We start from the raw sequence: 18,188 nt of genomic DNA, 5'->3' as shown, positions 1-18,188 counted from the left end.
GAAGGCGCAGGTCTCGCCCAGGCCCGGGCTGCAGGTCGAGTACGTGGTCGCGTGGGGGCTGCTGGTCGTGGTCCGTTCCTTGCCGGGGGCCGGGGGCCGGGGGCCGGGGGCCGGACGAGGGCCTTCGTCGTCGCGTCGTCGGGGGATGCGGCGGGGCGGAGCGTTCCGGGGCTGACCGGGGCCGTGCCGATGCCGGGAGGCGTCGGGAGTGCCGTGGTGCCTGGGATTGGCGGAGTCGGCGGGGTTGCCGTGAGGAGTCTCGGGGGTTTCCGGAGGGGCTTTGCCGGTTGAAGATCGCCGGCGGAGGGCGTGCGGGTGTTCGGGTGAGCGCCGTGGAGTGTCGGTGGGTGCCGATAGGCTGAACGCATGACGCGAGCCGAGCAGCCGACGGCCCACCAACCAGCCTCCGACGACGCCCTTGTGGCGGACTCCCGCGAGCGCGCGGTGCGCGCGCTGCTGCGCCGACCCCAGCTGAAGCGGCTGTGGAGCGCGCAGCTGGTCGGCGGGATCGGTGACACGCTGGCGCTGCTGGTGCTGGTCGTACTGGCGCTCCAGGCGGCGATCACCGAGGGTTCGTTCGGCGGCGGATACCGGGGCGTGGCTCTCGCGGTGGCGACCGTCTTCGCCGCGCGGATCCTCGCGATACTGCTCTTCGGGGCGGTGCTGCTCGGGCCGCTGTCCTCGCTCACCTCCCAGGACGGTCCGCTGGACCGCCGCTGGACCATGGTCGGCGCGGACGGCCTGCGCGCGGCGCTGCTGATCGTGGCACCGCTGTGGATCGACTGGACGCCGGACAACGCGCTGGCCGTCCTGCTGGTCACGGCCTTCGTCACCGGCGTCGCCGAGCGCTTCTGGACGGTGAGCAGGGAGAGCGCCGCGCCCGCGCTGCTGCCCGCGCCACCGCCGGAGGGCGCGACGGTACGGCCGCTGCCGGACCACATGGACGCGCTGCGCCGCCTGTCGCTGCGGACGAGCTTCGTGGCGGTCCCGCTGGCCGGTGCCGCACTGGTCGCCGCCTCGCTGCTGAACAACCTGCTGGGTGCCGGCATCGACTGGTTCGCCCAGCACCAGGCGGCGCTGGCCTCCTATGTGGCCGCCGGACTGTTCGCCGCGTCACTGTCGGTGCTGACCTTCCTTGAGGTGCCCGGCACGCGCACGCCGCGCGCGCGGTCACCGCTGGAGGGACTGCGCCGCCCGAAGACCGGCACGAGCGCCGACAAGGGCCGTACGGGCGCGATCTCGCTGCTGGTGGCCGCCTGCGCGTCGGTCGCGGGCGCGGTCGCCGCCGCGGTCGCCGTGTCCGTGCTGCACGCCAAGGACCTGGGCGGCGGGCCGGTGACGTACGGCCTGCTGGTGCTGGCGCTGACCGGCGGCGTCGTGATCGGTGTCCGTACGGCGCCGAAACTGCTGCCTGCCCTGTCGCGGCGGCGCCTGCTGGCGCTGGCGATCGCCTTCACCGGCATCGCGCTGCTGGCCGCCGGGCTGGTCCCGGACGTCGCCACCGTGGTGCTGATCGTCGCCCTCGCGGGCGTGGGCGCGGGCGTGGCGGCCAACACCGGACACGCGCTGCTGGACCAGGAGACCGAGGAATTCCGCCGCGCGCGCACGACCGAGCATCTGCATGCGGTCGTACGTGTGTCCGTGGCGCTCGGCGCGGTGCTCGCGCCCGTGGTGGCCGCGCTGATCGGGCCGCACCGGCTGGAGAGCGGCAAGTTCGTCTTCGCGCACGGGGGCGCGGCCTTCACGCTGATCCTGGTCGGCGCGCTGCTGCTGCCGGTGGCGGCGCTGGTGCTGGCCAAGCTGGACGACCGCGCGGGCGTGCCGCTGCGGCACGATCTGCGGGACGCGGTGCTGCGGGGCGACGACCCCGCGCAGGCGCCCGCGGCGTCCGGTTTCTTCATCGCGCTGGAGGGCGGCGACGGGGCCGGGAAGTCGACCCAGGCGGAGGCCCTCGCGGAGTGGATCCGGGCCAAGGGACACGAGGTCGTGCTCACCCGCGAGCCCGGGGCGACGCCGGTCGGCAAGCGGTTGCGGTCGATCCTGCTGGACGTGTCGAGCGCCGGGCTGTCCCACCGCGCGGAGGCCCTGCTGTACGCCGCCGACCGCGCGGAGCATGTCGACACGGTCGTCCGGCCCGCGCTGGAGCGTGGCGCGGTGGTGATCACGGACCGCTACATCGACTCGTCGGTGGCCTATCAGGGCGCCGGGCGCGACCTGTCCCCGACCGAGATCGCGCGGATCTCACGCTGGGCGACCGACGGGCTCGTACCGCATCTGACCGTGCTGCTGGATGTCTCGCCGGAGACCGCGCGGGAGCGGTTCACGGAGGCGCCGGACCGGCTGGAGTCGGAGCCGGCGGAGTTCCACGCGCGCGTGCGGTCCGGTTTCCTGACGCTGGCCGCCGCCGATGCGGGCAGGTACCTGGTGGTGGACGCCGGGCAGGAGCCGGAGGGGGTCACCACGGTGATCCGGGCCCGGCTCGACCAGATGCTGCCGCTGTCCGAGGCCGAGGTGCGGGCCCAGGAGGAGGCGCGTCGCAAGGCCGAGGAAGAGGCCCGTCGCAAGGCGGAGGAAGAGGCCGCCCGCAAGGCCGAGGAGGAGCGGCTGGAGCGCGAGCGCCAGGAGCTGCTGGAGCGGCTGCGCGCCGAGGAGGCCGAGCGCAAGCAGCGCGAGCTGGAGGAGGCGCAGCGGCGCGAGGCCGAACGGCAGGCGGAGGAGGCCCGGCAGCGTGCCGAGGAGGCCCGCCGCCGTGCTGAGGAGGAGCGGGTCCGGCTGCTCGCCGAGGAGAAGGCCCGCGCCGAGGAGGAGGCCCGCCGCAAGGCCGAGGAGGACCGCCGCCGCAAGCAGGCCGAGGAAGAGGCCCGCCTGCGCGCGGAGGCCGAGGCCCTGCGCCTGGAGAAGCAGCAGAAGGCCGAGGCGGCGCTGCTGCGGGCCGAGCAGGCTCGCCGGGCGGCGGAGGAGGCCGCGGCGGCGGCAGCGGCGGGCCCGCGTCGGCCGAGCGCGCCGCCCGCGCGGGGGCCTGAGACGCGGGGACCGAGCGCCTCCGCGCGGGGACCGGAAACGCGGGGGCCGGAGGCGGCGACTGTGCCTACGCCGGTGGTTTCCGTGCGGGGGGAGGAGACCGGGGGTGCCTCGTTCAGGGGTGGCTCCGGGGATGGTTCAGGGGGTGGATCTGCCGGGACCGGTGCTGCCTGGGCTGGTCCTGCCTGGGCTGGTTCAGGGGGCGGTTCCGCGGGTGCCGGGAAGGGTGTCGGTGGGGCTGGGTGGTCTGGTGGGGAGGGTGCTTCTAGTGGGCCCAGCGGGTCCAGTGGGTCCAGCCGGTCCAGTGGGTCCGATGGGGTTTCTGAGAGTGAGGTGACCGCCGAGCTGCCGCTGCCGCCCGTGCCGACCGGAGCCGCGGATGAGACGGCCGTGCTGCCGCCGGTTCCGTCGGGCGCGGCGGACGAGACGGCTGTGCTGCCGCCGGTCGTTCCTGGTGCCGCCGACGAGACGGCTGTGCTGCCGCCCGTGCGAGGGGACGAGCTCGCGGACCGGGTGCCGCCGGGATACTTCCGGGACGAGGCGCGAGGGGACGAGGCGCGTCGGCGGGACGGGCGGCCGGAGGATGCCCGGGAACGTACGCGGGAGATGCCGCAGATCGGGGCCGAGGAGGCGCCTCGGCGCCGGCCGCGGTCGGACTGGGCGGAGGAGACTCCGCTGGACGATCTGCCGACGCTCGCGGACGAATTGCTCGGGCCGCGTGACGACGATGACGACGAGGAGTCGGGGCGTGGTGGCGGGGCCGGTGGGCGGGGGCGCCGGGGCTGAGGTGCCGGGCTCCCGGGGCGGGACGGGTTGTCCGTGACGCTCGGTGTCCGTGGGGGCCGCTGTCTGCCAGGGCTCGTTGTCCGTCGGGGGTCGTTGTGGCGTCGGGGGCCGAGGTCGGCGTCGAGGTCCGTTGTCCGTCGGGGCCCGTTGTCAGTGCCGGGCCGCACAATGGATCCGTGCGGTGAGGCATGAGAGGCAGGACCGGCGCAGCGTGTGGCGGCGCGGCCGGTGGGACGGAAAGACGGGGTGAGCCATGACCGTGTGGGACGACCTGGTGGGCCAGGAGCGGGTGAGCGCGCAGCTCGCCGCCGCCGCCCGGGACGCCGACGCGCAGGTCACCGCGGTGGCCGCGGCCACGCCCCTGCCGGAGGGGTCGAAGATGACCCACGCCTGGCTGTTCACGGGCCCGCCGGGGGCGGGGCGTACGCAGATGGCGCGGGCTTTCGCGGCGGCGTTGCAGTGCGTGAGCCCGGACCGGGCGCTCGGGGGGGCGCCGGGCTGTGGGTTCTGTGACGGCTGCCACACGGCCCTGGTCGGCACGCACGCGGATGTCTCCACGGTCGCGGCCGTAGGCGCGCAGATCCTGGCCGACGACATGCGCGACACGGTCCGCAAGTCGTTCACGTCGCCGGCGACGGGGCGCTGGCAGATCATCCTCGTGGAGGACGCCGAGCGGCTGAACGAGAAGTCGGCGAACGCGGTCCTCAAGGCGGTGGAGGAGCCGGCGCCGCGTACGGTCTGGCTGCTGTGCGCGCCGTCGCTGGAGGACGTGCTGCCGACGATCCGCTCCCGCTGCCGCCACCTGAATCTCAGTACGCCGTCGGTGGACGCCGTGGCCGACATGCTGGTCCGCCGGGAGGGCGTCGAACCGGGTGTGGCAGCGGCGGCGGCCCGCGCCACGCAGGGGCATGTCGACCGGGCCCGGCGGCTGGCCACCGACCCGGCCGCGCGCGAGCGCCGGGCCACCGTCCTCAAGCTCCCGCTCCGGATCGACGATGTCGGCGGCTGCCTCAAGGCCGCGCAGGAACTGGTCGACGCGGCGGCCGAGGACGCCAAGCAGCTCGCCGAGGACAGGGACGGCAAGGAGACCGAGGAGCTGAAGACGGCGCTGGGCGCGGCCCAGGGCGGACGGCTGCCGCGCGGTACGGCGGGCGTGGTGAAGGAGCTGGAGGACAAGCAGAAGCGCCGCAGAACCCGGACCCAGCGGGACAGCCTGGATGTGGCCCTGACGGACCTGACCAGCTTCTACCGCGATGTGCTGGCCCTCCAGCTGGGCTCGCGCGTCGCCATCGCCAACGTGGATGTGGAGGACGCCCTGGACCGGCTGTCCCGCGCCGGTACGCCCGAGGCGACGCTGCGCCGTATCGAGGCGATCGGCGCGTGCCGGGACGCGCTGGACCGCAATGTGGCGCCGCTGCTGGCGGTGGAGGCGATGACGTTGGCACTGAGAGCGGGCTGAGAGCGGGCTGGGGCGGAGCCTGGACGGGCCGAGTCGCGGGGTGGTGGGCGGTGGCGGACGGCCACCTTGCCGGGAGGGACGAGGTACCCCAGCCCTCCCGCACTCTCGGGTCCTTCCCCCGGATCCGGCGCCCGGGATCGCTGCCCCCGATCCTCCCCCCGGGACGGTTGTTCCGTCGGCCAGGGGTTGACGCCGTAGCCCATCCGTGGCGCATCGCGTGCGTACGGCACTCAGCTCGTCGCGCACAGTTACCCTCGCGGGATGCACACCAGGCACACTCACCGCACCCACCGCACCGACCGCGCCCACCGCACGTCCCGCGTCGCCGCGACCCTTCTCGCCTCCGCCGCGCTGCTCGTCTCGGCGTGTTCGTCGGGAAGCGCGACGGGGTCGGCGAGCGCGGCGGCGGACGCGGAGCCGGCCGCGTTGCCGCAGGCCACGCCGACGGCCCTGATGTCGTACTACGGGCAGAAGCCGGCCTGGCGCTCGTGCGGTGTCCCCGGTTTCCAGTGCGCGACGGTGCGCGCGCCGCTGGACTACGCGCATCCGGGGGCGGGTGACGTCCGCCTCGCCGTCGCCCGCAAGAAGGCGACGGGACCGGGGACGCGGCTGGGTTCGCTGCTGGTGAATCCGGGCGGGCCGGGTGGTTCGGCGGTCGACTTCTTGCAGTCGTACGCCGGGATCGGCTACCCGGCGGAGGTCCGCGCCCGCTACGACATGGTGGCCGTCGACCCGCGCGGGGTCGCCCGCAGCGAGCCGGTGAAATGCCTCGACGGCCCGGGGATGGACCGCTACACGCGGACGGATGTGACGCCGGACAACGAGAAGGAGACGGATGCGCTGGTCGCGTCGTACCAGAAGTACGCGGAGGGCTGCGGTGCCCAGTCGCCGCGACTGCTGCGCCATGTCTCCACGGTGGAGGCGGCGCGGGACATGGACCTGCTGCGGGCGATCCTGGGCGACAAGAAGCTGAACTACGTGGGGGCGTCGTACGGGACGTTCCTCGGGGCGACGTACGCCGGGCTCTTCCCGGGGCGGACGGGGCGGCTGGTGCTGGACGGGGCGATGGACCCGTCGCTGTCCGCGCGGCGGCTGAACCTGGACCAGACGGCGGGTTTCGAGACGGCGTTCCGGGCGTTCGCGAAGGACTGCGCGAGCCGGTCGGGCTGCCCGCTCGGCAAGAAGGGCACGGCCACCGGCCAGGTCGGCCGCAACCTCAAGTCGTTCTTCGGCAAGGTCGACGCCCGCCCGATCCCGACCGGCGACGAGGACGGCCGCCGCCTGACCGAGTCGCTGGCCACGACCGGTGTGATCGCCGCGATGTACGACGAGGGCGCGTGGCCACAACTGCGCGAGGCACTGACGTCCGCGATGCGGCACAACGACGGCACCGGTCTGCTGATGCTCTCGGACAGCTATTACGAGCGGGAGCCGGACGGCCAGTACACCAACCTGATGTTCGCCAACTCGGCGGTGAACTGCCTGGACCTGCCGTCCGCCTTCGACACCCCCGAGCAGGTCCGCGCGGCCCTCCCCGACTTCGAGAAGGCGTCCCCCGTCTTCGGCGAGGGGTTCGCCTGGTCCGCGCTGAACTGCGCGTACTGGCCGGTGGCCGCGACCGGCGAGCCGCACCGCATCGCCGCGAAGGGCGCCGCCCCGATCGTCGTGGTCGGCACCACCCGCGACCCCGCCACCCCGTACCGCTGGGCCCAGTCCCTCTCCCGCCAGCTCTCCTCCGGCCGCCTCCTCACCTACGACGGCGACGGCCACACGGCGTACGGGCGCGGCAGCGCGTGCATCGACCGCGCGATCAACAGCTACCTGCTCCGCGGGGCGCCGCCGAGGGACGGGAAGCGCTGCTCGTAGCAGCCCCTGGTACGCCCTGCCGGCCCCGTATCCCGGCTCCCTCAGCCCCGTATCCCGGCTCCCGGGATCCGGGATTCTGGCTCCCGGGGCTGGTCCGGAGCACCCCCGGAAACTGTGTAGACTTACCGTCGCTGCCGAGCGCACCATGGTGCGGGCAGCGCGCCGCCTTAGCTCAGATGGCCAGAGCAACGCACTCGTAATGCGTAGGTCTCGGGTTCGAATCCCGAAGGCGGCTCTGAAGAACCTCAGGACTCACTCGCCGTGACCTGGGGTTTTTCGCATTTCCGGGGCGGTTTCCCGGTGAGTGGAGCCTTCCGTTCCGGGCCGCCCGGTTCAAGGGGAGCGCCTTTGCGCAGCCGACGTGCGGAGGCGCGGAAGTCCGCCGGGTCGCGGCCGGGCAGCTCGGACGGGGCTCTGGCAGGGTCAGATCGTTTTGTGGAACCACTCCAACACCCCCTCGTAGGCCGGGACCGTGGCGGGAGGACGGCTTCGGCGGACGGGCAGGCGTTCTCCGCTGATGGGCAGTCAGGGACGGCTGGGGGCGGACCGAGGGTCTTCGGCTCGGTCAGGACCGCGTGGTTGCCGTCGCAGCCGGTAGTCGTGCGCGCCGATGGCCGCGCCGATATGTGCCGTCGAGGTCCCTTGGACTCACCCCGTGGGCACATAGGGTGATGGTTCGTGCCTCTGTGTGAGGTGTGGTGGTGCAGTTGGGGCAGTAGGTGCGTAGGTGCGTCACCCGTATGCGGTTGCCGGGCCGATGACCCGGGCCGGTCGTGAGGAGCGCGGATGAGCAGCCAGTGGGCCGTGGTGGTGTCCGGTGGTGTGGTGGTCGCCTATGGGGCGTTCTCGCGGCGGCTGTCGACGACTGTGATCTCCGGGCCGTTGGTGTTCATGCTGTGCGGTCTGGCGATCGGCCCTCTCGGCCTGGACCTGATCGACCGGGCCAAGGACCCCGAGGTCACCCGAACGCTGCTGGAGGGGGCGCTGGTCCTTCTTCTCTTCACGGACGCGGCGGGGATTCGGGCCTGGGACCTGCGCCGGGAAAAGTTCCTGCCGCTGCGGCTGCTCGTGGTGGGCCTGCCTGCCACGATGGCTCTGGGGTGGCTGGTGGCCTGGCTGCTGTTGCCCGGTCTGAGCGTCTGGGAGCTGGCCCTGGTCGGCATCATCCTGGCGCCGACCGATGCCGCGCTCGGGCAGCAAGCCGTCTCCAACGAACGGGTCCCCGCACTGATCCGCGGCGGCCTGTCGGTCGAATCCGGTCTCAACGACGGCCTGGCGCTGCCGTTCTTCGTGCTGGCGCTGGCAGCGGCTGGTGAGGGGCACGGTCATCCGGGCGTCGTCGATACGTTTCTGCGTGCGCTGCTGCTCAGTGGTGCGATCGGACTCGCGGCCGGCTGGGCGGGGGCGAGCGTGCTGCGCTGGTCGGCCGCCCGGGGTTGGAGCGGCACGGATTGGTGGCAGTTCCTGGCGCTCGCCGTTCCGGTCGTCGCGTATGCGCTGTGCGTCGTGGTGGAGGGCAGCGGCTTCATCGGTGCCTGGGCCGCCGGCCTGGCCTTCGGCATCCGGCTGCGCCGGATGTCCGCCGACCGGGGCGTTCGCGCGGAGAGCCCGGATCCGGGGCGGAGTACGAGGTTCACCGAGCGGCTGGGCCTGCTGCTGGCCTCGCTGAGCTTCCTCGTGTTCGGCGCGGTCATCCTGGGACCGGCTCTCCAGCACCTGACGTGGCGGATGGTGGTCTACGCGGTGATCAGCCTGACCGTCATCCGGATGCTGCCGGTCGCGCTCGCGCTGATCGGCACCGGCTTGCGTCCGGCCTCCGTCGCCTATCTCGGCTGGTTCGGCCCGCGCGGGCTCGCCTCCCTGGTGTTCGGCCTGCTCGCCTTCGAGGAACAACTGGCCGGGATGGCGCTGCTGAGCGAGGTCGTCGCCGTGACCGTGGGCCTGAGCGTCCTGCTGCACGGCGCGTCGGCCCCGTTCCTGGGAGACCGCTACGGCGACTGGTTCGCGAGCGCGCTTCGCGCGGAGCCGGATCTACGGGAGAACGCGCTCACGGTCGGCGACCCGTCAGGTACGCGAGCTGCCGGGACAACCAGGGGCACGCGACCCAGCTGATGTGAGCAGCTCTTGTTTCATGGTGAGCGCACTGCTGGGCCGTACTGGGCATCGGTCTGATCGTGATCGATCGTCGTCCTTCTTTTTCTTCTGCTGCCGCCCGCAGGCGTTGGGCCAGGTGCCGGCCGTCTCCCTTCCAGGGAGCGATCCGCCTCGTACGCAGTGAGGTACCCGGGCCGGCACCCAAGTGGAAGCGGGATGGGACGGGCGGTGGGCGCTACCCGCGGCTGATGGTGATGATCAGACGGGTGGCGTCCTCGGAGACCGTGGGGGTGAAGACGGCGTTGGTGTGGTCGTCGTTGATGCCGTCGTGGTCGACTCCGGTGATGAGGTCGCCGGAGGTGAAGTCGGCGAGCTGGTACACCTCGTCCTTGACGCCGCTGGCGCCGACGTACTGGATGGAGTTGTTCTCGTTGAACTTGCTCCCGGTCCGGGGCATGTTCAGGTCGTCGGCGGAGGAGCCGTCGTTGAGGTCGAGCTGCTGGATGACCTTGCCGCCGGTGAGGATGTGGGTGTTGTCCTTGTCCTCGTAGCGGACGTCGTAGACGCGGCTCTCATCGGTGTGGAACTCGTCGTCGTAGTCGTCCGCGTCCTCCAGGCGGACCCGTACGCGCATCAGGGCGTACTCGTTGCGGAGTTCGAACGTGGTCACCTTGCTGGGGTCGAAATCCATGGCTGTGCCCCTTCGAGTGGAGAAACAGGTGATCAGGTATCCGGTCCGGGGGCAGGCCCTGACTCCCGGAATGGGCTGGGCATCGGGCTCCTCCAGGCAGGTAGGTAGGTCCGCCGGGGACGACAGGCCGACGCCTCAAACCCTGGCAAACAGGGGCCGGCATCCGCTAGGCGGAGTATTCGGCCACCATCTGCTTACCAACCCGGCCGCCTCGGCGCCGGGTAGGTGACGCCGAGCATGTGACGCCGGGTATGTACCGCCTTCGCGGTTGCCCGGGACGGTGCAGCGCAGGCGGGCATGTGCTGGACGGCCAGAGGCTCCTGATCAGGGGGAACGGGATCAGCAAGCATGCGGCAGCGAGGCCCGGCGCGATCTATCGCGTGCTCGTGGTGTGGAGGTCTCGGGTTCGAATTCCTGAGGCGGCTCCGTGGAAGCCCCAGGACTCACTCACCGTGACCTGGGGCTTTGCTATTTCCGGGGCCGGGCGACGCGTGTGTCGCCTGGGGCCCAGACTCCGCGGCGGGCGGCGGGTCAGCGGCCTGTCGTGAGGAAGCGGAGGTAGCGGCGCAGGCCGAAAGTGCGGCGGTGCTCCACGCCGGTCGTGGTGAGCTGGGTGACCAGCAGGCCGTGCGTCGTGGTGACGTCGGCGAGTTGGGCCTGGCGCTGAAGCAGCACCGCGCACTGGCGCTGGGTGGCCGCCTGGTGCTGCTGCTTCTCCGTGTTGGCCCGCTGTAGACGGGTGGTGATGCGCTGCTGGAGCTGCTCACGCTTGTGCCGGGCCGCGTCCTCGGCCTGTGTGATCTCCGCTTCGTATCTCTTCTTCTGCGCGGCGAACTGTCGTCGGATCGTGGCTCGTTCCTGGGCGCCCACGCCGGTGGGAGCCGACTTCCGGGCCCGCTGCTCCAGCGAGGTTCGCCAGCTTTCGAGCGTCGCCGCCCGGACCTCGCCGACGCCGGGGATCTTGACCTGATGCCCGTTGGAGCGGATGAGGTACGCGTCACGGTTGCCGTATCTGCTGCCCTGTACGTACCGGACCCCGGTGAAGTCGGCGGCTGTGCGGATACCGGCGGCGATCAGGCTTGTGACCGTCCCGCTGCCCATGTTGGAGAGCTTCTTGACGTCCTGGATGGACGTCCGGCGGAGCCTGTCCTGGACGTGCGTCCTGACCGCCGCCGCCAGCGCGGCATCCAGCTGCTGCTGTTCCTTGGTGGCCAGACCGCTCAGCTTGGTCCTGAGATTGCCGGTTTCCTTGTTGAGCGTGACGTCGATCCGCGACCGCTCGTCGCGCAGCTCGGTCTGGAGGCTCTTGATCTGCCGGCTGATCTGCGTGTCCCGGCTCGCGCCGGCCGTGTTCAGGGATTCGATCTCATGGTGGATCTTCTGCGCCGCCGCCACGGAGTCCGCCAGTGCGTCCACCTGCTGCTGGAGCACCAGTATCCGGGCCTTCGAAGCCCGGGCCTCGGGGCGGGAGCGCCGGGTGGCGTGGAGGGCGCCGCCGGACAGGAGCAGAGCGCCCAGCTGGGCGGCGGCCAGGTAGCCGGTCGGCAGCATGCTGACGGCCGTGAGCGCGGCCGGTGCGGCCGATCCGGTCAGCGCGAACACACCGGCGAGGATGTCCGCGGGGCGCCGGCGCGCAAAGCCAGTACCGACGGCCGTGCCCGTACCCGCGCCCCCTGCCGCAGGCGTGTTCCGGGGCTGCGGAATGTGCCCGGCCAGCCAGGAGGGGGCTTTGCCCTGCTGGGTCGCCGCGGGGGCCGGACGCGGGGTCGGAGCCGGGGTCACCCCTGCCGTGGTCAGCGGGGGAACCGCCTGGACGGCCGCCGTGAGGTGCCCGTGCGTCTGCGCGGCCAGCGCCCGGAGGTCCGGGTCCGCATGGGTCAGCAGCAAGCTCCAGGCAAGTGAGGATCGCGGTTCCTTGAAGTCGTCCTCTTTCAGGATCAGGAACTCACCCTGGTCTTCGTGCAGTTGATCCCAGAGGGTGGGATCGGTGGCGGTCGCGACGAGGCTGAGGTAGATGACCCAGGCCGAGAACCGGTCCATGACAGGGCCGAAGTCCGCGCTCGTACGGGTCGGGGACTGGTAGTTGCGGTGGCCGTTCTCCGTGGCGCCCTGCCCCTTCAGCGCGGGCACGTACATCCCGTCGTAGTCGACGAGGCGGAGCGTGTTGTCGGCGGCGACCAGGAGATTGCCGTGCTGGAGATCGCCGTGGGCGACGCCGAGTCTCTCCAGGTCGGCGACCAGCGCGGCGAACCGCTCAGCGGTCTTGAGAACGGCCGCCGTGTCCCGGGTGTTTCGCTCGATCCACGTGATCAGGCTGGTGCCCTCCACCCAGGCCATCTTCAGGGCCGGGTACCACTCACCGGCGACGAGGACGCCCCTCGGCAGGTACTCGATGCCGACCGGCCAGGGCTGGGACAGCGTGGCGGTCCCGAGGCCGGCGAGCTGTCTGCTGATGGCCTGATAGCGGGTCTCCAGCGTGCTGCTGTCGCGGGTGAAGCACTTCAGCGCGTACCGCTGTCCCCCCGGGGCGGTGATGGAGAAGACGCTGGCGAAATTTCCCGAGATCGCCTTCGGGCCGAGTACGGGGCTCTGCTGGACCGTCCCGTGCTTGAGGTCCGGGTCCTCGAAGCACAGTGTGGGGTTCTGGAGGGCTTCCACGTAGTTCGCGCCGGTCGGGAACTTCCGGCCGGCAGCAGGTCCGCCGGTGCGGGAGACCGCCATTATCCCTCCGTCTTCACCCGCATGCGAATGAGGGCTACGTCGTCGTTGCGCATCCGGGACTTGTCGCGCTCGCTCTGGACCCACTCGGCAAAGGTCTCTTCGCCCAGATCGGCAAGCTTTCCGAGCTGCTTGCCGGATCCGCCCGAATCGATTTCAGGGTGTGAGAGCAGCCATGCGGCCAGCGCATCGGTCGCCAGCAGCAGCTCGTCGTCCGCGCGCAGTTCACCGGCGCTGGTCGACGCGCGGTCGGTGATCAGCGCGGCATCGCGGTTGCGGCTGCCGAGCAGCTGTGGAGTGATGCCGAAGCCGTCGCCGTCAGCGATGGGGAACGAGGTGAGCAGCCGGCCCTCGCGGAGGTGGAAGAGGCAACTGTCGCCGAGGGCGAAGGCGTTCCAGGTCCAGCGCCATGGGCCCTCGGGGTCTTCCGGAGCTGCTGATTCCGCCCGAATGCGGACCGCCACCAGCGTGGCGAACGCCCCTTTGTCCAGCCCCGGTTGCTCGTACCAGGTGATGGGCCGGCCGCGGGCCGCCCGCTCCGCTTGATACTCCGCGATGTAGCCGTCCCACCGGCCGACGGTGCGGGCCAGGAGATCCTCGACGAAGGACTCGTACCGGCCGCCCTCCCTGTCGTGCCGACGGTCGTCGGCAGCCGCCATCGAGGCGACGGCGCCTCGTACGAGCTGCCTGGCCCACGCCCCGGAGAGCAGACTCTCGGACGCCCCGTCGGACACGGCGGCGAAGGCGGAATGCCTCTCGGGTGACGACGCGACGTGTGCGGCGTCCTCACATTCCTCCGGAGAGCTGCCTGCCTTGGGCACCAGGAAGCACTGGAAGTCGATGGGCGTCGGGTGTGCGCCCATGCCGCTCAGCGCAGTTCCGTGGCGCGCGTACCGATGTCGAGGAACTCGACGATGGAGATGATGTCGGCGTTGTAGACGAAACCGCGGGTGGCTTCGCTGACCCGGTGCCCCTGCGAAGCGGCGTAGGAGCGCATGTGGCTGGGCAGCACGCTCGACATGTGGAAGAGCAGCCGGGAGTAGGTGTCCGGGAGTTCGCCCTCGCTGTCCGGGAACGTGACGGGGGTTCCGCCGGCCCCGGACACGTGCAGGTTGAAGAGGAGCACCGACCCGTCGGCGGTGGCGTGCGAGGCGAGCCCGATGGCCGCGCTCGTGGGATCACCGTCGGTGGACTCGCCGTCGGTCAGGTTGAGAACGATGGGCGGGAAACCGCCCGGCTGCTCATCGACCCAGCGGGCCACCAGGGAGTCGGCGTAGCCAAGGGCGCGGGTCATGGGGGTGCCGCCGTTGGTGACCGGGTCCATCCAGACAGGGAACTGAACGGTTGTCTCGACGAGACCGCCGGCGCCGTCCGGAACCTTCTTCGTGCGGCTTTCCAGGCGGGCGGGGTTGTTCGCGATCTCGCTCAGCGGTACGAGGTCCCGGCCGGCGAGCGCGCCGGTGAAGGCAGAACCCACCTGGTTGTGGCCGTAGCCGATCACCGCGACGTGGAAGTAGTCGCGGACGCCCTCTTCCTTTGCGCACTTGACCGACAGCTCGGTCAGCAACCGGTTGATGGCGTCAGAAACGACCTGGGCGCGCCGCTGCACCGCCTCACCGCTGCCGATGGGATCGCTCATCGAGGCCGACTGGTCCACGAGGAAGATGAAGCAACCGGGGTTGATCCGGCTGATCTCGGCGGTGTACGGCATCTCGGCGACCAGCTCCTCTGCACGACAGGGGCTGAGCGTCACGGCATGGAACGCGCGCGGAAACCTGACCCCCCAGGGAGGCCGATGGTAGCGGACGCGGTGCAGCTCGGTGAGCGGGATCGGAGGGCTCGCAGGCTCGGAAAGGCTCGACGTATTCGTCGGTCGAGCCTCCGGTGGCTCCGACGTCCGTATCCGTGTCGTGCCATCCCCCGCGCACACGTCGTATCGCGGCAGGACACCGGCTATAGGACCCGGACAGTTGGTGACCCTGGACCTCGTGGTCCAGGACCAGGGTGCCGCTCACGCGGTGTCCGCCGAGCCGGCCGTGTCGCCGCGCAGGAGCGCTCGCTTGGCGTCGACCGCGGCCCGGTCGACCGGGCCGTGCTCGGCTTCGGCGTAGGCGGATATGCCGCGCTTGCCGGTGCGTGCTTTGAGGGCGGCGATGGTGCCCTCGTGGAGGGAGACGGAGACCGGGCGGACCGGGCCTTCGCCGAGAGCGGGAGTAGGAGCGGGAGTGGGAGTGGGGTCGGGGGTGGTGACCATGGCTGTCTTGGTAAGACTTTTGTGTTTCGAAGGGTGGTGGATTCCCGGCGGGCGCGGGTTCCCCGCGGCAGCCGGTATGGCACCGGCGGCCGAGTGCGGTCGGCTTCCTCGGGTGTCGGCCAAGGCCTGCACGCCGACCCATGCAGGCCCGGGCCGGTTTCAGCCGCCCTGTTGCCGCGTATCGTCCCGGTCCGGCCCCCGCCGGCCTGGATTCCCGCCTCCCGGCGCCTCGCCCACCGCCACGTAGACCCAGCCGCCATAGCGCGTCAGGGTTCGGTGGCGTTCGGCTCCCTTTTGGAGGGGTTCCCATGGGTGGCGTTCGACCATGCTGGTGTCGCCGCCGAACGGGGCGATCATCGGGCCCAGGGCGGGGATGAGGCGGTTCGGCCACCAGTGGGGGAGGCGGTAGTCCAGGATCACCCAGCGACCGCCGGGGGCCAGCGCCTCGTAGCCGCGTTCGATGATCTTGGCGTACTCGGAGATCAGGGTGAGGGAGAAGCAGGCGATGATGCCCCGGACGTTCTCCGGGTATTCGTAGGTCGTCAGGTCGGCCTGGACCAGGGTGACGTTGGTCAGGCCCGTTTGCTCGATTCGGTCCCGGGCCTGGTCCAGCATGGCGTCGGTGAGGTCCACGCCGATCACCTTGCCGGTGGGGCCGACCGCCTCGGCCAGCAGGGGGAGGTTGTGGCCGGTGCCGCAGCCGGCGTCCACGACCGTGTCGCCGGGGCGCAGGGCGAGCTGCTCCAGGGCCAGGTGTTTGTAGGCCATCGTGCGTTGGCCTATGAGGTAGAGGCGGTTCGATGTCATGTCGTAGCGCTTGGCGCGTTTGCGGTAGATGTTCACCATGCGCTGGGACTCGACCGTCGTCATGCGCGATCCTCCAAAGGGTCTGCCGGTCGGGGGAGAGTGGCCGCCGGGCCGGTGTTTCTCGGGCCGCGCAGTACCGAGGCGAGGACTCTCGGCTTGAGGATGACGTGTGGCGGGGCCAGGAGGTGGGTCATGTCCAGCAGGGCGGTGGCCACCGTCCGGTCGGTCGTCGCCACCTTCAGCAGGCGGTCGGTGTATTTCTTGCCCAGGCGCGCGGCCAGCGGCAGGGGGCCGTCGGCGGCTCCCGGGTACGCCAGGTCCGCGTTGCCCGACAGCATCCACGCGGCGTCCACGTGCCGTGCGACGTGAGCGCGCATGGTCACCGCGAGGCCGTCCGGGAGGGCGCCGGTGCCACGCGCCCTGGCCTGGGTCAGTGCCTTCTGGAGGGACAGCGCGGTCAGTGCCGCCACCGAGATTCCCTGGCCGTACGCCGGGTTGAAGGCGCCGGCCGCGTCGCCCAGGACGAGGAAGCGGTCGGGCCAGCGGGCCAGCCGTTCGTAGTGGCGCCTGCGGTTCTCCGTACGGCCCGATCCGTACACCTCGCCCAGTGGTTCGGCGTCGCGGATCGCGTCGTACAGGGCGGTGCTGCGCAGGCGCTTGGCGAAGTCGACGAAGCCCTGGTGGTCCAGGGGCGGGCGCTCGCCGCCCAGGCCCGCCACCGACACCATCCAGCGGTTGCCCTCGATCGGGTTGAGGATGCCCGAACGCGGCTCCTCGGGCGTCGACTGGAGCAGGACGCACTTCCAGTCGGCGGTGTGTCCCGGGGGAGGGGCGAAGACGCAGGTGGCGTAGGCGCAGCCCGCGTCCACCACCGTTTCGGCGGGTGGGTCGTAGCCGAGGCTCTCCAGCCAGGCCGGGGTGCGGGAGCCGCGGCCGGTGGCGTCGACGACGAAGTCCGCCTCCCACGCGTACGGTTGCCCCCATCCCGTGCGGACCGAGGCGTCGCGGTCGCGCAGGAGTACGCCGCGCACCGCGTCGCCCCGGCCCGCGACGAGGCCCACGGCCTCCGTCTCCTCGCGGATCTCGACCCCCGGCAGCTTCAGCAGCCGCCTGCGCACGGCCCAGTCGAGCAGATCGCGTGAGCCGGACAGCACCACATGGCGGCTCGGGAAGCGGTCCACCCAGCCGCCCGCCATCAGCAGGAGCATGTCCTCGGGCATCCGGACCTCGACCATGCCCAGGTCCCGCAGCTCGCCGAGCAGGCCGGGGAAGAGCTGCTCCAGGGACCGCTGTCCGGCGCCCAGGAGGTTGTGGGTGTGCCGTGCCTGGGGCACCCCGCGGCGCCAGCGCGGCTCCTCGGGGTACCGGTCCCGCTCCACCAGGGTGACCCGGTCCACGTGCGGGGCCAGCGCCGCCGCCGCGCAGAGCCCCGCGAGGCTGCCGCCCAGCACCACCGCGTGGCCGCCCCCGGGGCGGGCGCTCGCGCTCCGGCCGGTCATGGCCTCGCCCCCTGTCCCGCCGCCCCGGCCCTCATGCGCGGGAGGCCGTGGCGGGCACCCGGCGGCCGAGCCACTGGTGCGCTGCCGCGTACCAGCTCGGGGCGGTGCGGTGGACATTGAGGGAGTGCGCGGCCTCGGGCACGGTGAACGCCTCCAGATCGGGCGCGCCGGTGTAGAACTTCCGCTCGTGCGCCACGACGGCCGCCGCGTCCGCGGTGGACAACTGGCCGCCCCCGAAGAGGCGGTCCTGCGCGCCGACCACCAGCAGGACGGGCACGTCCACGCCGGCCGCCGGTTCCGGCTGGTAGATGGCGTCCAGGGTGAAGCCCTCGCCCGCGGTCACGGTCGACTTGGTGCGTTCGTGGTAGGCGGAAAGCTCCGGGTCCACGCCGTCCGGGTGTTCGTAGAGGGCCGCGCGGCGGCCGGGGCGGGTGGTGAGGTAGTTCTCCGGCAGGTCCGTCCCGGCGAGCAGCTCGTCCTCCGCGGCCGGGTGCAGTGCCGGTACCGCCTCCGCGTAGAGCGGGCCGAACGCGTGCAGCAGGCCGGTGATGACCAGGGCGTCCAGATCGTGGTGGCGGGACGCCTCGATGACGGCTATGCCGGAGCCGAGCGAGTGTCCCACGGCGACCACCCGCCGGAAGGACGGGACGCCGGGGGCGCCCCGGCGCAGGGCCCCGATCACCTGGTGCACGGCGTCGACATTGCTGTCGACGGTGACCTGGTCGGCCGGGGGGTGCGTGCTCCCGCCGGTGCCGGGGCGGTCGAGGGCGAGTACGGCGTAGCCCTCGGCGACGGCGTGCCGGGTGTAGTCATGGGCTCCCGGGGCGGTCCAGTACCGGCGGTCGTAGGTGAGCCCCGGCAGCAGGAGCTGGACGGTGTCGGGCGGATCGCCCGCGGGGAGGAACAGCTCCGCGGCCAGTTGCCAGGTCGTGCCGGGGGACTGCGCGGGGGTCACGTCGAAGCTGACCAGGCTCATGTGGCTGTGCCTTTCTG

General features: G+C 71.9%; 12 protein-coding genes and 1 tRNA gene. 5 read left to right on the top strand and 8 right to left on the bottom strand.

Going from position 1 to position 18,188, the window contains the following annotated elements:
- Nucleotides 1-366 precede the first annotated feature (366 nt).
- The 5 genes from tmk (at nucleotide 367) to ACFXAZ_RS11940 (ending at nucleotide 9,244) form a co-directional block, all read left to right on the top strand.
- The gene (tmk, locus tag ACFXAZ_RS11960; RefSeq protein WP_384588206.1) at nucleotides 367-3,807 is read left to right on the top strand and encodes a dTMP kinase; all 3,441 of its coding nucleotides are present in this window, start codon (nucleotides 367-369) and stop codon (nucleotides 3,805-3,807) included.
- A 253-nt stretch (nucleotides 3,808-4,060) separates the two neighbouring features.
- Complete coding sequence (locus ACFXAZ_RS11955) at nucleotides 4,061-5,266, top strand: DNA polymerase III subunit delta' (RefSeq protein WP_384588203.1); 1,206 nt, start codon at nucleotides 4,061-4,063, stop codon at nucleotides 5,264-5,266.
- Between the two features lie 261 nt (nucleotides 5,267-5,527).
- The gene (locus ACFXAZ_RS11950; RefSeq protein WP_384588200.1) at nucleotides 5,528-7,132 is read left to right on the top strand and encodes an alpha/beta hydrolase; all 1,605 of its coding nucleotides are present in this window, start codon (nucleotides 5,528-5,530) and stop codon (nucleotides 7,130-7,132) included.
- A gap of 161 nt (nucleotides 7,133-7,293) precedes the next feature.
- A tRNA-Thr gene (locus tag ACFXAZ_RS11945) sits at nucleotides 7,294-7,367 on the top strand.
- Nucleotides 7,368-7,918: 551 nt separating this feature from the next.
- Nucleotides 7,919-9,244, top strand: a complete 1,326-nt coding sequence (locus tag ACFXAZ_RS11940) for a cation:proton antiporter (protein ID WP_384588197.1) — start codon at nucleotides 7,919-7,921, stop codon at nucleotides 9,242-9,244.
- Between the two features lie 217 nt (nucleotides 9,245-9,461).
- Here ACFXAZ_RS11940 and ACFXAZ_RS11935 read toward each other — a convergent pair whose 3' ends face one another.
- From ACFXAZ_RS11935 to ACFXAZ_RS11900, 8 genes are all read right to left on the bottom strand, one after another.
- Nucleotides 9,462-9,917, bottom strand: coding sequence for a hypothetical protein (locus tag ACFXAZ_RS11935; protein ID WP_384588194.1), 456 nt, complete (start codon nucleotides 9,915-9,917; stop codon nucleotides 9,462-9,464).
- A gap of 531 nt (nucleotides 9,918-10,448) precedes the next feature.
- Nucleotides 10,449-12,638 carry a hypothetical protein gene (locus ACFXAZ_RS11930; protein WP_384588191.1) on the bottom strand — a complete coding sequence of 730 codons (2,190 nt, stop codon included), beginning with the start codon at nucleotides 12,636-12,638 and terminating at the stop codon, nucleotides 10,449-10,451.
- Nucleotides 12,638-13,498 carry a hypothetical protein gene (locus ACFXAZ_RS11925; RefSeq protein ID WP_384588188.1) on the bottom strand — a complete coding sequence of 287 codons (861 nt, stop codon included), beginning with the start codon at nucleotides 13,496-13,498 and terminating at the stop codon, nucleotides 12,638-12,640. Before ACFXAZ_RS11925 ends, ACFXAZ_RS11930 begins: the two co-directional genes overlap by 1 nt.
- Nucleotides 13,499-13,503: 5 nt before the next feature.
- Nucleotides 13,504-14,388, bottom strand: coding sequence for a vWA domain-containing protein (locus ACFXAZ_RS11920; protein WP_384588185.1), 885 nt, complete (start codon nucleotides 14,386-14,388; stop codon nucleotides 13,504-13,506).
- 258 nt (nucleotides 14,389-14,646) lie between these two features.
- Nucleotides 14,647-14,889: a hypothetical protein gene (locus ACFXAZ_RS11915; RefSeq protein ID WP_384588182.1), complete on the bottom strand. Its 243-nt coding sequence runs from the start codon at nucleotides 14,887-14,889 to the stop codon at nucleotides 14,647-14,649.
- A gap of 159 nt (nucleotides 14,890-15,048) precedes the next feature.
- A complete protein-coding gene (locus ACFXAZ_RS11910; RefSeq protein ID WP_384588179.1) occupies nucleotides 15,049-15,759 on the bottom strand; it encodes a class I SAM-dependent methyltransferase in 711 nt (236 codons plus the stop codon).
- Nucleotides 15,756-17,195, bottom strand: coding sequence for an NAD(P)/FAD-dependent oxidoreductase (locus ACFXAZ_RS11905; protein ID WP_384588176.1), 1,440 nt, complete (start codon nucleotides 17,193-17,195; stop codon nucleotides 15,756-15,758). Before ACFXAZ_RS11905 ends, ACFXAZ_RS11910 begins: the two co-directional genes overlap by 4 nt.
- A 31-nt stretch (nucleotides 17,196-17,226) precedes the next feature.
- On the bottom strand, nucleotides 17,227-18,171 hold the full coding sequence (locus ACFXAZ_RS11900; protein ID WP_384588173.1) for an alpha/beta hydrolase: 945 nt from the start codon (nucleotides 18,169-18,171) through the stop codon (nucleotides 17,227-17,229).
- Between the last annotated feature and the right edge of the window lie 17 nt (nucleotides 18,172-18,188).

It is taken from the genome of Streptomyces sp. NPDC059477, from assembly GCF_042749375.1.
GTDB lineage: Bacteria > Actinomycetota > Actinomycetes > Streptomycetales > Streptomycetaceae > Streptomyces.
This window is presented reverse-complemented; position numbering and strand designations above follow the sequence as displayed.

What these genes read in the sequence shown, in the direction of transcription:
- tmk (WP_384588206.1), top strand. Translation starts at nt 367, where the DNA reads ATGACGCGAGCCGAGCAGCCGACGGCCCACCAACCAGCCTCCGACGAC.
- ACFXAZ_RS11955 (WP_384588203.1), top strand. Translation starts at nt 4,061, where the DNA reads ATGACCGTGTGGGACGACCTGGTGGGCCAGGAGCGGGTGAGCGCGCAG.
- ACFXAZ_RS11950 (WP_384588200.1), top strand. Translation starts at nt 5,528, where the DNA reads ATGCACACCAGGCACACTCACCGCACCCACCGCACCGACCGCGCCCAC.
- ACFXAZ_RS11940 (WP_384588197.1), top strand. Translation starts at nt 7,919, where the DNA reads ATGAGCAGCCAGTGGGCCGTGGTGGTGTCCGGTGGTGTGGTGGTCGCC.
- ACFXAZ_RS11935 (WP_384588194.1), bottom strand. Translation starts at nt 9,917, where the DNA reads ATGGATTTCGACCCCAGCAAGGTGACCACGTTCGAACTCCGCAACGAG.
- ACFXAZ_RS11930 (WP_384588191.1), bottom strand. Translation starts at nt 12,638, where the DNA reads ATGGCGGTCTCCCGCACCGGCGGACCTGCTGCCGGCCGGAAGTTCCCG.
- ACFXAZ_RS11925 (WP_384588188.1), bottom strand. Translation starts at nt 13,498, where the DNA reads ATGGGCGCACACCCGACGCCCATCGACTTCCAGTGCTTCCTGGTGCCC.
- ACFXAZ_RS11915 (WP_384588182.1), bottom strand. Translation starts at nt 14,889, where the DNA reads ATGGTCACCACCCCCGACCCCACTCCCACTCCCGCTCCTACTCCCGCT.
- ACFXAZ_RS11910 (WP_384588179.1), bottom strand. Translation starts at nt 15,759, where the DNA reads ATGACGACGGTCGAGTCCCAGCGCATGGTGAACATCTACCGCAAACGC.
- ACFXAZ_RS11905 (WP_384588176.1), bottom strand. Translation starts at nt 17,195, where the DNA reads ATGACCGGCCGGAGCGCGAGCGCCCGCCCCGGGGGCGGCCACGCGGTG.
- ACFXAZ_RS11900 (WP_384588173.1), bottom strand. Translation starts at nt 18,171, where the DNA reads ATGAGCCTGGTCAGCTTCGACGTGACCCCCGCGCAGTCCCCCGGCACG.